Raw genomic sequence first — 14,606 nt, 5'->3', positions numbered from 1 at the left:
GATGGGCAATTTATTCAAAGGACTGATAGCTGGGTACGGAGCAAAGAAAATGGGAGGTGGTTGCCTAGGGACAATAGTTGTTTTTGTAGTCGTCTTCTTTCTATTGGGTCAATGCACCTGAAAAGTACAATCAATTAATTATTTAACACTAAACCAATTCAAACATGGAAAACTTAAGAGATGAAAATCGCAGGAATGAAAATCAATTCCAAAACGAAAATGAAGTTCGAGATCAAAATGATTTCAAAAATCAAAATGATAGAACTTCAGAAAAAAGAGTAATGACAGGCATGTTCAGAGACCGTGAAAGTACTGAAAGGGCTTATAATGACCTCCATGAAAGGGGGTATAAAAAAGAAGATATTAATTTGGTGATGTCGGATGAAACTCGAAAAAATGACTACGACGAAAAAGGCGTAGAAAAGACTGAAATCGGAACTAAAGCCGCAGAACACGCAGGCAAAGGATCCGCTATTGGAGGGTCAGTAGGTGCTGTAGCAGGTGTTATCGCGGCGATTGGAACAAGTGTAGCGATTCCGGGACTGGGCATCTTGATTGCCGGGCCATTAGCTGCCGGACTTGCGGGCGCAGGAGCAGGTGGTGTCGCAGGTGGACTTATAGGTGCTTTGGTAGGTTCGGGTATACCTGAAGCAAGAGCTAAATTATATGAATCAGGAATAAAAGAAGGCAATGTTGTCATCTCCGTAACTCCCAAAAATGAGGAGGATGCAAGGCAATTAGAAGAAAACTGGAAGAATCACCAAGGCGAAGAGATTCACAGGTAAAATCAAATGTTTCATCAAGCAAGGGGCTAACATCCTTTGCTTGTTTTATGAACCAAAAACCAACTTACAATATGAAAAATCTCATAAATATTAAATCAATACTGTCCCTTTTTTTATACGCTGCAGGTGCGATATTACTGGTCTCATCTTGTTCCGAAAATAACACAAGGGATTCAAAAGCAGAGGCAAGAGAGGACAATGTCCGAAAGCTGGCTGCCAATGATACCACTGCAAGTGTTATTGAAGATGACAATGATTATAATTTCTTAGTGAAAGCAGCCGAAATGCAAATGGAAATGATCAGTCTGGGTCAATTGGCCCAGCAAAAAGGAACCTCCAGTAATGTGAAAGAATTGGGTAAAATGATGGAGGAAGAACATACTAAATCCCTCAATGAAATCAATACACTTGCACAATCTAAATCAGTCTCGCTTCCAACTTCGGAAACGGAAGACAGCAGGGATGCTCACAAAGATCTCAATGACCAAAACGGGAATGATTTCGAGAAAGACTACTGCAAAAGAATGGTCGATAGGCATGAGGACGCCATTGATTTATATGAAAATGCAGTAGAGGGTTCTGAAGATCCGCAAGTAAGAGCTTATGCTTCTGAAAAACTACCGACATTAAGGACTCACCTCAAAAATGCAGAGGATAGCAAAGAGAGAAGTGATAATAACAAATCGTAGTTTGTACATAAACCCTAAAATTGAGCCATTTCATAATATGGGGTAAAAAAGTAGGATTATGTATTGACTTTAATTTAAATGTGCGGCAAACTTTGTTTGTCGTACATTTTTTTTGAGTACGATTTATGGTCAGTAAAAAAATATCCCCCTGCATTTGCCATTGAAGTATATGTATTGGCAGACTTTTTTTGTCAAGAAAACCTTTCTGTCTATTTTTAGCCATTATTTCAGAAAAGAGGCAACATATGGATATACTGGAAGTCAAGAGTCCAGCAGATGAGAGAGAATTTTTAGATTTTGCCATTAGGCTTTACAAAAATGAGAACAATTGGATCAGGCCTTTGGACAAAGATATCGAGGGTCTTTTTCACCCTGAAAGCAATAAACTATTTAAGTTGGGAGGAAAAGCTAAGCGATGGCTACTCAAAGATGCTAAAGGAGAAACTGTAGGGAGAATTGCAGCGTTTTTAAATCCCAAATGGAAAGAAAAGCAAAAAACAGGTGGTGTTGGATTTTTTGAGTGCGTACAAAATCAGGAAGCGGCATTCAAGCTTTTTGATACAGCAAAGGATTGGTTGGCCTCCGAAGGAATGGAAGCCATGGACGGTCCAGTCAATTTCGGAGAGCGTGACAAATGGTGGGGTTTACTGGTAGAGGGATTTTCACCGCCCAATTATAACATGCCATGGAACTTTTCCTACTACAAAGAGTTTTTTGAGTCCTATGGATTTCAGCTTTATTTCAAGCAATTTACTTTTATGAGACCTGTCAAAGGTGTGGGCTTTGATGAAAAAATGATTGAAAGAGCCAATAAGATTATGGCAAACCCCGAGTTTGTGTTCAGGCATATTGCAGGGAAGGAACTGTCCGAAAAGGCGCCACAATATTTTATGGATGTGTATAATAAGGCTTGGGCCAGACATATGGGGAAAAGCCTTGTCTTAAAGGAAACCCAGCTGATGTTTAAGAAAATGAAACCAATTATGGATCCGAGGTTGATCTATTTTGGTTTTCACAATGGCGAGCCTATTTCATTTTTCATCAATATTCCCGAGATCAATCAGATTTTTAAACATGTAAATGGGAAAATGGATTTGATTGGAAAACTCAAGTTTTTATGGAATCAAAAATTTAACCCACCTGACAAAATGTTGGGTCTAGTCTTTGGAGTGGTTCCACAATTTCAAGGAAAAGGGGTAGAGTCAGCTATGATTATGTCATACAACGAACAGTTTGCTTCCACAAGCTCTTTTCCATACAAAACAATTGAGATGAATTGGATAGGGGATTTCAATCCTAAGATGATGAGGGTTTGCGAACAACTCAACGCTGAAATTTATAAAACCCACCATACATACAGGTATCTGTTTGATAGGTCGAAGCCATTTGAAAGACACCCAATATTTGAATGACACATTCCACACAAAATTGAATTAACCTAAATATTTATATGAGAAAGTACGATGTAACGGGAATTGGAAATGCCCTTGTAGACATAGAGTTTATGGTAAATGATCAATTTTTTATTGATCACCAAGTAGAAAAAGGGGTGATGACCTTAGTGGACGAAGAGAGACAAAACACACTCATGCAGGTCATCAATACAGAGGAGGCTAAAAAACAGTGCGGTGGTTCAGCTGCCAATTCAGTCATTGCAGTAAGTCAGTTTGGAGGAAAATCATATTACTGTTGTAAAGTAGCAAATGATGAACTGGGGAAGTTTTTTGTTGAGGACATGAAGGAGTCAGGGGTAGATAATAACCTTGACCCAGAAAGACTTGAGGACGGAATTACAGGGAAGTGTCTGGTTATGGTGACTGATGATTCCGAACGAACCATGAATACGTTCTTAGGGATTACTCAAAATTTTTCAACCAAAGAAATAAATGAAGCTGCTATCAAGGATTCTAAGTTTCTTTTTATAGAAGGTTACCTGGTGACTTCTCCAAACGGTAAAGAGGCGATGATTCAAGCCAAAAAGATTGCAGAAGAAGCGGGAACCAAAGTGGCTTTGACTTTTTCTGACCCAGCTATGGTTAAGTATTTCAAGGAAGCCTTTGATGATATCATTGGACCGAGTGTAGATTTGTTGTTTGCCAATGAAGAAGAGGCGATGCTCTACACCGGCAAGGACACCTTAGAAGAAGCCAGGGAAGAAATGAAAAAGGCAGCGAAGCATTTTGTCATAACCCAAGGTAAAAATGGTGCATTGATTTTTGATGGAGATACTTTCATAGACATCGAACCATATAAAACAAATGCGATTGACAGCAATGGCGCTGGAGATATGTTTGCAGGAGCTTTCCTATATGGGATAACCAATGGACATAGCTATGCAAGCAGCGGGAAATTGGCGTCAATGGCCAGTTCAAAAATTGTAAGTCAGTTTGGACCGAGACTCAAATGGCCTCAAGCAAAAGAGATTTTGAACAGATTGAATCCCTAATTGTTTTTAACTATGTTTTCTGTTTCTTTCCATTGAGAAGAGCAGTAAACATTTCTTTAAGAATGTTAGGCTTTTCAGCCTAAACGGAAAAATAACCGTTTAACTATTCATAAAACTAAAAATTCACTTGCTTCACAATTGATATAATTATATTTTCCCGTCATATTTTTAAAACCAAACAGTTATCATTGATTTTATTCAATCAAATAATTTAATGATCACGTTTTATTTTGGACAAAATTTACTAAAAGATTAAACCAATTAATATGAGAAAGTTAAGCCTTTCGCTAGTGTTGAGTGCCATTTTGGCCATTTCAGCCCATGCGCAAACAAAAATCGAGTTCAAGGAAGTTACCCTTGACAATGGTCTTCATGTTGTAATGCATAAAGACAACAGCACCCCTATAGTAGCGGTATCAGTCTTATATCATGTAGGATCGAAGAACGAGAATCCTGAAAGAACAGGTTTTGCCCATTTTTTCGAACATTTATTGTTTGAAGGAACTGAAAATATCGGCAGAGGTGAGTACATGAACAAGATCCAGTCTATTGGAGGTACTCTCAATGCATTTACCTCAAATGACATTACCTATTACTATGAAGTAGTACCTTCCAACCAATTGGAAACAGCTCTTTATATGGAGTCAGAACGAATGCTGCATCCAAAGATCGACCAGGTAGGTGTAGATACCCAGAGAGAAGTCATTAAGGAAGAAAAACGCCAGTCTTATGACAACAGGCCTTATGGCACTATACTTCCTGAAACAATGAAAAGGGCTTTCCAAAAGCACCCATACCAATGGCCAGTAATTGGTTCTATGGAGCATTTGGATTTGGCACAATTACAGGAGTTTATGGATTTTCATAAATCTTATTATGTTCCGAACAATGCAGTTCTAACAATAGCAGGTGACATAGAATATGACCAAGCTGAAGAATGGGCAAGAGCTTATTTTGAAGAGATTCCAAAAGGTCCGGAGAGTTTTTACAGACCTGACGTAAAAGAACCAAAAAAGTCTGAGGAAATCAGAGATATTATTTATGACAATATTCAGATTCCGGCAATAGTCCAGTCTTACAACCTTCCTCCAAAAAGCCACAAAGACTCCTATGCTTTGTCAATGCTTTCTACTTATTTGACAGGAGGGAATTCTTCTTTAATGACCAAAGAGTTAGTGGACAATCAGCAAAAAGCCTTAGCTGTAGCGGCAATTCCTTTGGATCTTGAGGATGGTGGTGTTTTTCTGATGTATTCAATTGCAAATATGGGAATAGAGCCAGCTGATTTGGAAGGTGAAATTGATAACCTTATCAGTAAAGTCCAAGAAGAGGGCGTGAATGAAAGGGATTTTCAAAAGCTGCAGAACATCATAGAAAATAACCTGGTAAGCAAAAATAGCTCAATGGCAGGAATTGCACAGAACCTATCTCAAGCAAAAGTTTTCTTTGGTGACACCAATTACATCAATGAAGAGCTTTCAAAATACCGTGAGGTGAAAAGGGAAGATTTACAACGTGTGGCAAAAGAATACCTTACTTTGGATGGAAGAGTAGTTTTGTACTATCTACCTAAAAGTGCCGAAACAACTGAGTGATTTTATCAATCTAAAGATTTAAGAAAATGAAAAAGATATTTATAGCTATACTTTTATTTGCAAGTGTGCAAGCAGGTTTTGCGCAGGTGGACAGGTCTACTTATCCGGAGCCGGCACCTGCCAGAGAGATTCAGTTGGGCGATGCAGACTCATTCACTTTGGAAAACGGGCTGAAGGTTTTTGTAGTCAAAAATGACAAACTGCCACGTGTAGCCTTTTCGCTTGTGTTAGAAAGGGATCCAATTTTGGAGGGAGATAAAGCAGGTATGCTTGGAATGATTGGAGAAATGTTGAAAGGTGGCACTAGCAATAGGACCAAAGATCAACTTGATGAGGAGATAGATTTTATAGGAGCTTCCATCAATGCAGGCTCAACTTCAATATTTGCTTCATCATTAAAAAAACACCAAGACAAGGCTTTGGATTTGATGACAGATATTCTTTACAATCCAATTTTCCCTGAAGAGGAACTTGATAAACTGAAAAAGCAAAACCTTACCGGTCTTGCTGCGAGTAAAGATGAGCCAAATGCGATAGTTTCCAGATTAAATTCAATTTTGAATTTTGGAGATAATCATCCCTATGGTGAAAATGAAACCGAAACAACGATCAAGAATATAGAAGTCGAAGACATAAAAGCTTATTATGAAACGTACTTCAGGCCAAACATCGCATACCTGGCTATTGTAGGAGATATTGACAAGGCTGAAGCTGAGAAGTTAGCAAATACCTACTTTGCCAAATGGGAGAAAAAAGAGGTACCTTCTAAATCTTACGATAAGCCAAGTGCACCTGAAAATAATGTAATTGCTCTTGTTGATAGAGCAGCTTCAGTTCAATCTGTGGTCAATGTGACCTATCCTTTGGAAATGAGCCTTTCTCATCCGGATTACCTGACAACTCGTGTTTTGAATTACATTCTTGGTGGAGGTTCTTCTTCAAGGTTGTTCATGAATCTTCGTGAAGACAAAGGTTACACTTATGGCGCTTATTCTAGCATTGGAGCAGATAAAGTAATGGCTACTTTCAGGGCTACTGCGAATGTCAAACAAACTGCCACTGATTCAGCGATTACTGAAATCATATACGAAATCAAAAACCTTAGGGATAATGGGGTCACAGCTGAAGAGCTTGAGGCTGCAAAAGCTAACCTTAGTGGCTCTTTTGGTAGGTCATTGGAAAGTCCTTCAACGATTGCTAATTTCGCTATCAATACAGAGCGATATGGCTTAAGTGATGACTTTTACTCTACTTATTTGCAGAAGCTGAGTGCTTTGACCGTCGAGGATATCAATAAAGCCGCTAAAGACTACCTGAAGCCAGAAAATGCGTACATCACTGTGGTGGGTAACGGAAATGAAATCGCTGAAAGCTTGATGGCTTTTGGTGAAGTTCAGAAGTTCGACAACATGGGGCAGCCCGAAAGAACAATTGCAATTGATGGGGACATCGATGCTGAGAGTGTAATTCAAAACTACCTTGAAGCGATTGGTGGAGCAGATAAAGCAAAAGAAATCAAAACTTCTAAAATGGAGTCTGTTGCCGAAATTCAAGGTATGAAATTAGGGATGTCTTATATTTATGATGAACAAAACCAGGCATTTTCCAATAAAGTATCTATGATGGGTAATGTTGCTTCTCATACTTTAATTAAAGATGGCAAAGCTACAGTTACAGCAATGGGACAGTCCCAGGAGTTGACCGACGAGCAATATGAGGCAGCAAAAATGAGTATGTTTATTTTCCCTGAGTTACATTATGAAATGATGGGCTATTCTTTAGAATTGGATGGCATCAGGGAAATAGAAGGTGAGCAGGCTTTCAAAATGGTTGTTTCAAATCCTACTGGTGCAACTACGATTAATTACTACAGTGTGGATTCTGGTTTGAAATTGAAATCAGAGAGTGCAGAAACAGGTGAAATGTTCTTTTCTGACTATGAAGAGGTAGAAGGTATCAAGTATCCAATGATGATGATCTTAAAGTCTCCAATGATTCCGATGCCTCTTGAGGCAAAAGTGGAAAAGGTAGCGTTTAATGTTACAATCAGTGAAGATGATTTAAAGTAATGATTGCATATAGGGAGAATTGATTCTCCCTATATTTTTTATAACCGTAAAATTAAATTTATGAAAAAGACAAATCTTTTAATTGTTGCGTTGGCTCTTGGTTTTCTATTCACCAATAGTACTGTAAGTATCGGCTCAGATTTTTCTGAAACAAAATCTGAAAAAAACCTTGAAAATGATCCATCCACCATAATTGCGAATTACATCAAAGCAGTTGGCGGCAAAGAAAATGTTTCTAAAATAAAAAATTCAATTGTCACCATGGAGGCAGAAATGCAAGGGACAGTGATCAAAATCAAAGGTATTTCTGATAGTGAAAATGAAAGGATGGTTCAAGAAACCTCCGTCATGGGGAATGTAGCCCAAAGGACAGTTTTACTAAATGGGAAAGCGACCATCATTGCGATGGGACAGCAGCAAGATATTCCTGATGAAATGGTGCAGTCTCTAAAAGCACAAGTATATGTTTTTCCAGAGGAGCATTATGAAGCAATGGGTTACGATTTGGAAGCTCAAGGAACCGAGGATATTGACGGTGAAGAAGCGTATAAGTTAGTGATTACCACAGCTGATAATATGAAAACTGTAGAGTATTACTCAGTTGAGTCTGGGTTGAAATTAAGAACTAGTTCTGAAGCTGCAGGAGATATCACCTATAGTGACTATGAAGAAATGGATGGGGTATTGTTTCCAATGAAAATGACAATCAAAAATCCAATGATGCCAATGGCACTTGAAACCAAAGTGACTTCTCTGAAATTCAATCAGGATTTGACTGATGAAGATTTCAAGTAAAACTTTTTAGGGGAGCTTCAAGCTCCCCTTTTTTTATTCATTTGGATGCTCTTTCATCCAGTTGTCCACCGAAAACTTTCCGGATCCATAGACTAAAAAAGCCATTAATAAGATCAATACTAAAATGGATAGTTCAAATTCAAGGTTATTGCTCACTGAAAGAAAACCTTGCTTGATGTTTACAAAGAACACAGCGAAAAATAGAATTGGGATTTGAAAGAGGATGGCAAATCTTGTCAACAGACCAAATGCAATCAATATTCCTCCTACCAAGTGAGCGAAAGCTACATAATGCGCCAAGGCCATATTAAAGAAAGCCAAGTCTACATTGGCTGCAGATTGAAGTAAGGCTTCGGTGTTTGAAATAAACAAGATGCCTTTTAATAGGATGAATAAACCTAATACAATTCGGACATAATCTATCCAAACAGGATGATGGGTATCCGCCCATCTTTCGATTTTTGCGGTGAGTGTCATAGCTTTTTGGGTTTGGTTCAACAAGCATTAATTTAGCAAAAATTAACTTATAATCCTCTAAATCACCTGAAAATCAATTCTTTGTATTCTTGATGGTTTTTTGCTCTGCTACCGATAAAGACATTCTTGGGAAAAATTGGCGATGTTCTTTTTCAATGAAAACATCTATTTTTCTACCGTATCGCTTTACCTTGAAGACATCACCGGGACTTAACTCCAAACATTCTCCTTTGCTAATCTTTTCACCATTTTTCATGAGTAACTCATCTCCTGCCATAAAGGAGTAATACGCCGCAGAATCAGGATGCACTTGTTTGATCTGCTTGTTTTCATCTATCCTAATTCCAAACACATGTAAAAGGGCGTTTTTATCAAAGTGCTCTTCTAATTGGATTCCAGTTTCCGCCAGATATTTTTTTAGGATTGGTATGAGGTCAACCTTTTCATACAAAAGTTGATTTATCAACCTGTAGGATTCTTCGGAGTGATGCTGAACTATATTTATAAAGTCTTTGAGTTGGTAACCTTTTCCTGATTTCCCGAAATCTTCCCAAAGTTTTTTCATGATGACATGGAGTCCAGAACCAGCCTTTTTTAAAGAGGTATCAAGGCAGAAAGAAATAAGAGCTCCTCTGTTATAAATATTGACCTTATCCTCAGGTATACCGGCTGTGTATCCATCGAGCCATAAATTACAACTGGAATCAACAATTGTCTCATTTCTCCATCCGAGGTTATCAGATTCTTTTTGGATTTGTTTTTCTAAAATTTTCAAATAATCCGATAATGAAAAATATCCTGACTTTAAGAGGTAATAGTCACCCATATAAGTTGTAATCCCCTCTAAGATGTAGCCAGAATCTAGCAACACTTCCTTGGATAGATCATATTCTAGAATTTCTTTTGGCCTAATCCTGCAGACATTCCAAAAGTGATATAGCTCATGAGAACTCACCCCAATTAGCTCATCTAGCAATTCTTTTTTTGCCAAATCAATAGCTGGTCCTATGGTGATGACAGTGGAGAATCTATGCTCCACACCATGATAATGCTTATATGGAAGAAGTATATTAATAAAATGATAATCGGATGCCGGAAAATCTTGGAAGTCTTCTATCATCTTTTTGGTGAATTCCTGAAAAACTTTCAAAACATCCAAACTTGAAAAATGTATATCTCCAATCCACCACAAATGAAATTTAGAACCCCCTACAGTATATGACTGGTGCGAGACATGCTTGCCTGCGACCCATGGACTGTCCATGGCGTGTTGGTATCCATCGGCTTTCCAATTATTTCCTGATATCAATGGCAAGGCAGTAGCCACTTTATAATTGTTGGGGTAATCTATTTCTATTTCGATATCTTCTTTTTCCCGGCCCTGAATTTCAAAAATAAAATTGCTAAAGTTTAGATATAACATTTCATCATCTGACCAGCAGCTACCTGCATCCATTTTAGCACAATAGAATTCATAGCAGATTTCATACTCATTTTCAGCAGTTGACTCAAAAACCCAACAATCTTTGCTTATTTTTTTATGAGGTATTTTCCCTCCATTTATTTTGATTTCAAAAGACCTTATATTTTTCGCAAAATTGGCAATTTCGTATCGTCCAGGTCTCCAAGTGGCTAATTGTAGCTTTACACGCTCATTTTGCTCACAATGTATGTGTAAGGATATTTGGATAAATTGAGATACATTTGATATTCGTTTTATATAATACTTCATTTTTCAAACAGCTTGACTGTAACAAAAGTAAACGCCTCGTTTGTAAATAAAAAAAAGCTATCTATCTTTGCAGTCCTTTAAAGGATAACCTTTGAAAGGAACATTTAGGAAAGCAAAAAATATTAAAAGTATATCGTCATGAAAAGAACATTTCAGCCTTCTCGTAGAAAAAGAAGAAACAAGCACGGTTTTAGACTAAGGATGTCAACTGCTAACGGAAGAAGAGTATTGAAGTCAAGGAGAGCAAAAGGAAGGCATAAGCTAACTGTTTCTTCTGAAAAAACATTGAAAAAGTAATTCTTAGCACTTAATTTCCGTACTTTGATACGTAAACAAGATGCAATGAATTATAAACTTACAAAGAATGAGAGATTACATTCTGAAAAGTTAATAAAGGAACTTTTTAATAAAGGTTCCTCTTTTTTTTTACACCCCTTTAAAGTCTTGGTTTTAGACTTGCCGGTTGAGGACAATGGAACTGTTCAGGTACTTTTTTCGGTTTCTAAAAAGAAAATCAAGAAAGCCGTAAATAGGAATTTCATCAAAAGAAGGATGAAAGAAGCTTACAGGCTAAATAAGAATCAGCTTCAAAACATTTCAGCAAATAACAAACTCATTGGGTTGATCTACGTTTCTGCTGAAGTCGATACATTTCAGAATATTCAAAAAAGAGTGTTGAAAGTCATCGACCGTATCAATTCAATCACCGACAAACAAAACCCACTTCCATGATAAACAAAAATAGAAACAGGCTCTTTACAGTTCTAGGTACTGCACTGATTGCAGTTTTGCTTTTTTCATTTGTCAACCGTAACGATAAGCTTTTTGCGATAGCCAAAAACCTGGATATTTTCGCTTCTTTGGTCAGGGAGTTGGATTCCTATTATGTTGATGAAATAGATGCGGAAAGTTTGGTGACTGTGGGTATCAATGCCATGCTTGAAGAATTAGACCCCTATACTGAGTATATTCCGGAAGAGAATTCGGATGATTTTAGACTGATGACCACTGGTGAGTACGGTGGTGTGGGAGCATTGATAGGGAATAGAACAGGCACCAACATGATTCTTATGCCGTACAAAGGTTTTCCCGCCCAATCTGGAGGGCTAAGGATAGGTGACGAAATTCTGAAAGTAGATACAGTCAATGTAGTAGAGAAAGCAACTGCAGATATTTCTAAACTTTTGAAAGGTCCTGCCAATACAGACGTGTTTGTGCAAGTGAAAAGGGGAGAAGACACCATTTCAGTAAATCTGACAAGACGGAAGATTGTCATCAGCAATGTTCCATATTATGGAAAGATTGATGATCAAACTGGCTATATAAAGTTGTCAGACTTCACAACAAATGCTGCATCTGATGTGCGAAAAGCATTGGTAGACCTCAAGTCACAAGGTGTTACCAGGTTGGTTTTGGACGTTAGAGACAACCCAGGAGGAATCCTTAAAGAAGCGGTTGAAATAGTCAACCTGTTTATTCCAAAAGGAAAAGAGGTAGTAAGTACTATTGGTAAGCTGGAAAGTGTCAATGCTGTTTACAAAACCACAAAATCTCCGCTTGACAAAGATATTCCTTTAGTTGTCCTTATTAATGAGAGGAGTGCTTCAGCAGCTGAAATTGTAGCGGGAGCTTTACAGGATTATGATAGAGCAGTGTTGATAGGTAGAAAAACCTTTGGTAAAGGTTTGGTTCAGACTACTGTGCCCCTTTCTTACAACTCACAAGTGAAAGTAACCACTGCCAAGTACTACATTCCTAGTGGAAGATGTATTCAGGCAATTGATTACAGTAAAAAGGATGAAATGGGTAATTCAAGCTCTATTCCTGATTCATTAAGGAATGAGTTTACCACAAAAAACGGAAGAATTGTTAAAGATGGTGCAGGGATCGAGCCGGACAGAATGATCGAGCCAAAGTCTTATGCGCCGATCACCTATAGTTTAGTGGCAAGAAGTTTAGTTTTTGATTTTGGAAATGAATTTTACAGGCAAAACAATTCTATTGGAGCTCCGTCAGATTTCCAGATAAGTGAAGATATCTATAAAGACTTTGTGTCTTGGTTGGAAGGTAAAGAGTATGATTACACTACCTATGTGGAAAAAGCACTTGATGACTTGGTGAAATATGCGGAGAAAGAAAACTATTTTGAAGAGATTCAACCAACTATAAAGGACTTAAAAAAGAAGGTAAGTCATAATAAGGAGCAGGATCTAATCACCTATCAAGAAGAAATAAAGTCAGCCTTAAAAGAAGAGATTATTTCCAGGTACTACTACCAAGAAGGCGTAGTGGAGGCATCCTTATATGATGATGAAGATATTGACCTAGCATTGAAAGTGCTATCAGATCAAACTGAACTTAAAAATATATTAATAGCGACGGCAAAACGTAAAAATTAATAAATGTCATTAATTCTCTCGATTGAAACTGCCACAAATGTGTGTTCAATAGCCCTTCACGATAAAGGAGAACTTCTCGGACTGGCAGAAAGCTGTGAACCAAATTCCCATGGTAAGTTGATAATGGGCATGGTTGATAAGGTTTTAAACGATACGCGTTGTAAAAGAGGAGATCTAAAAGCTATTGGGGTTTCAAAAGGCCCCGGCTCTTACACTGGGCTAAGAATAGGTATTTCAACAGCCAAAGGCTTGTCTTTTGGACTGGGCCTTCCTTTGATTGGTGTGGATACATTAGAGGGTTTAGCCAAGCAAGCTGCAACTGCATGTAAAGTAAATGATTTGATAGTACCGATGATAGATGCCAGAAGAATGGAAGTTTATACAGCTACTTATGATAAAGACCTAAATATTGTTCGTCCTTTAAGTCCATTAGTAGTAGAGGAAAATGTCTTTGAAAGTTATCTAGAAAAGGGGAAAGTCATCTTTTTAGGTGATGGAGTGAAAAAGCTTCGAGAAATATTGAAGCATTCCAATTCGGTTTTTTTAGATTCTCAAAACTCGGCAAGAACTATTGGTGAATTGGCATTCAAGAAATTTGAAAAGGGAGAGTTTGAGGATTTGGCTTATTTTGAACCGAACTACTTGAAAGATTTTCAAGTTATCAAATCAAAGAAAAATCCCTTATTACAATGAGCGAAATAATCAATAGAGTTGCCAATAGTCCAATTGCCACGATCGATCTCGAAAATTTTTACAGAAAAGAGAATCGTGTGATTTTTGATTTAAAAGATTTTCTTTTTCAAGGGTTGGTTTTGAAGGAGAAGGAGTTTAGAGCTGCATTGAAAGAATTTGATTGGAGTTCGTTGGTCGGTAAGCTAGTCGCCATAACCTGTACTGAAGATGCAATAGTGCCAAACTGGGCTTTTATTCTCGTGGGGACTTATTTAGGAAAGCATGATGTTGAATATGTAGTTGGAGATTTAATGGCTTTAGAACAATTTCTTTTTGAAAAAGAACTTGTCAAAATTGACATAGCGTCTTTTCAAGATAGACCAATCGTGATCAAAGGTTGCAGTAAATTCCCAGTCCCCTTGTATGCTTACGGAAGGGTAACCTCTCTGCTTCAGCCATATGCGAAATCCATAATGTATGGAGAGCCATGCAGTACAGTTCCTTTGTACAAAGCTGGCAAAAAGTAGCGGAATGGTGTCCGCAAAATTATTTAATTTTTTTTGAGTAAAGCGCTTGTTAAATCCCATAAAGAGACATAAGTTTGCATTCCAATTTCGGCTAAAGCGTCGGGAAAAACATTTGAATTGAGGAGTTGAATCAACTGGAAGAAAAAAAAATAAATTATTTTAATTTTGTTTTTGGTTCTTAAAAATAAACTCCGATATTTGCACTCGCTTTTGGAGAAACGAGCTCCAAACAATCCTTGAAAGCAAGGAAAAAGTTCATTGAAATGGTGAAGACAAAATAACACAGAAGTAGCATTTGCTACTAAAATTAAAGAGTCAGGAAAAGACTAGGCATATTTATATGTCACAACAAACTATACAACGGAGAGTTTGATCCTGGCTCAGGATGAACGCTAGCGGCAGGCCTAATACATGCAAGTC

Annotated in this window: 14 protein-coding genes and 1 rRNA gene; 13 read left to right on the top strand and 2 right to left on the bottom strand. The window is 37.7% G+C overall.

Features of this window, described 5'->3' with window-relative positions:
• Positions 1-164: 164 nt before the first annotated feature.
• The 7 genes from CLW00_RS20395 to CLW00_RS20365 all read left to right on the top strand — a co-directional run bounded on the left by CLW00_RS20395 (position 165) and on the right by CLW00_RS20365 (position 8,379).
• On the top strand, positions 165-785 hold the full coding sequence (locus tag CLW00_RS20395) for a hypothetical protein (protein WP_342747922.1): 621 nt from the start codon (positions 165-167) through the stop codon (positions 783-785).
• A gap of 71 nt (positions 786-856) precedes the next feature.
• Positions 857-1,474 (top strand): DUF4142 domain-containing protein, encoded by a 618-nt coding sequence (locus CLW00_RS20390; RefSeq protein ID WP_170073257.1) that lies wholly within the window; start codon positions 857-859, stop codon positions 1,472-1,474.
• A gap of 245 nt (positions 1,475-1,719) precedes the next feature.
• Positions 1,720-2,886 (top strand): hypothetical protein, encoded by a 1,167-nt coding sequence (locus CLW00_RS20385; RefSeq protein WP_106135566.1) that lies wholly within the window; start codon positions 1,720-1,722, stop codon positions 2,884-2,886.
• 38 nt (positions 2,887-2,924) lie between these two features.
• Positions 2,925-3,920 carry an adenosine kinase gene (locus CLW00_RS20380; protein WP_106135565.1) on the top strand — a complete coding sequence of 332 codons (996 nt, stop codon included), beginning with the start codon at positions 2,925-2,927 and terminating at the stop codon, positions 3,918-3,920.
• Between the two features lie 266 nt (positions 3,921-4,186).
• Positions 4,187-5,515: a M16 family metallopeptidase gene (locus tag CLW00_RS20375; protein ID WP_106135564.1), complete on the top strand. Its 1,329-nt coding sequence runs from the start codon at positions 4,187-4,189 to the stop codon at positions 5,513-5,515.
• Positions 5,516-5,541: 26 nt separating this feature from the next.
• Positions 5,542-7,584: a M16 family metallopeptidase gene (locus tag CLW00_RS20370; protein ID WP_106135563.1), complete on the top strand. Its 2,043-nt coding sequence runs from the start codon at positions 5,542-5,544 to the stop codon at positions 7,582-7,584.
• A gap of 60 nt (positions 7,585-7,644) precedes the next feature.
• A complete protein-coding gene (locus CLW00_RS20365; RefSeq protein ID WP_106135562.1) occupies positions 7,645-8,379 on the top strand; it encodes a LolA-like protein in 735 nt (244 codons plus the stop codon).
• A gap of 33 nt (positions 8,380-8,412) precedes the next feature.
• Here CLW00_RS20365 and CLW00_RS20360 read toward each other — a convergent pair whose 3' ends face one another.
• Both CLW00_RS20360 and CLW00_RS20355 read right to left on the bottom strand, forming a co-directional pair.
• Positions 8,413-8,856 carry a DoxX family protein gene (locus CLW00_RS20360; RefSeq protein WP_106135583.1) on the bottom strand — a complete coding sequence of 148 codons (444 nt, stop codon included), beginning with the start codon at positions 8,854-8,856 and terminating at the stop codon, positions 8,413-8,415.
• A gap of 73 nt (positions 8,857-8,929) precedes the next feature.
• The gene (locus CLW00_RS20355; RefSeq protein ID WP_106135561.1) at positions 8,930-10,588 is read right to left on the bottom strand and encodes a M61 family metallopeptidase; all 1,659 of its coding nucleotides are present in this window, start codon (positions 10,586-10,588) and stop codon (positions 8,930-8,932) included.
• A gap of 138 nt (positions 10,589-10,726) precedes the next feature.
• Here CLW00_RS20355 and rpmH point away from each other — a divergent pair, with 138 nt between their 5' ends.
• The 6 genes from rpmH to CLW00_RS20320 all read left to right on the top strand — a co-directional run.
• The gene (rpmH, locus tag CLW00_RS20350) at positions 10,727-10,885 is read left to right on the top strand and encodes a 50S ribosomal protein L34 (RefSeq protein ID WP_009032742.1); all 159 of its coding nucleotides are present in this window, start codon (positions 10,727-10,729) and stop codon (positions 10,883-10,885) included.
• A gap of 45 nt (positions 10,886-10,930) precedes the next feature.
• Complete coding sequence (gene rnpA / locus CLW00_RS20345) at positions 10,931-11,320, top strand: ribonuclease P protein component (protein ID WP_106135560.1); 390 nt, start codon at positions 10,931-10,933, stop codon at positions 11,318-11,320.
• Positions 11,317-12,987 carry a S41 family peptidase gene (locus tag CLW00_RS20340; protein WP_106135559.1) on the top strand — a complete coding sequence of 557 codons (1,671 nt, stop codon included), beginning with the start codon at positions 11,317-11,319 and terminating at the stop codon, positions 12,985-12,987. Before rnpA ends, CLW00_RS20340 begins: the two co-directional genes overlap by 4 nt.
• 3 nt (positions 12,988-12,990) lie before the next feature.
• Positions 12,991-13,680, top strand: coding sequence for a tRNA (adenosine(37)-N6)-threonylcarbamoyltransferase complex dimerization subunit type 1 TsaB (gene tsaB, locus CLW00_RS20335; protein WP_106135558.1), 690 nt, complete (start codon positions 12,991-12,993; stop codon positions 13,678-13,680).
• On the top strand, positions 13,677-14,186 hold the full coding sequence (locus tag CLW00_RS20330) for a DUF2480 family protein (protein WP_106135557.1): 510 nt from the start codon (positions 13,677-13,679) through the stop codon (positions 14,184-14,186). Before tsaB ends, CLW00_RS20330 begins: the two co-directional genes overlap by 4 nt.
• Positions 14,187-14,543: 357 nt before the next feature.
• Positions 14,544-14,606: ribosomal RNA gene (locus CLW00_RS20320) — 16S ribosomal RNA — on the top strand; the annotation flags it as partial.

Origin of the sequence: Mongoliibacter ruber (assembly GCF_003003005.1) — a bacterium.
Taxonomy (GTDB): Bacteria; Bacteroidota; Bacteroidia; order Cytophagales; family Cyclobacteriaceae; genus Mongoliibacter; species Mongoliibacter ruber.
The sequence above is the reverse complement of the archived record's forward strand: the minus strand, read 5'-3'. Positions and strand labels throughout refer to the sequence as shown.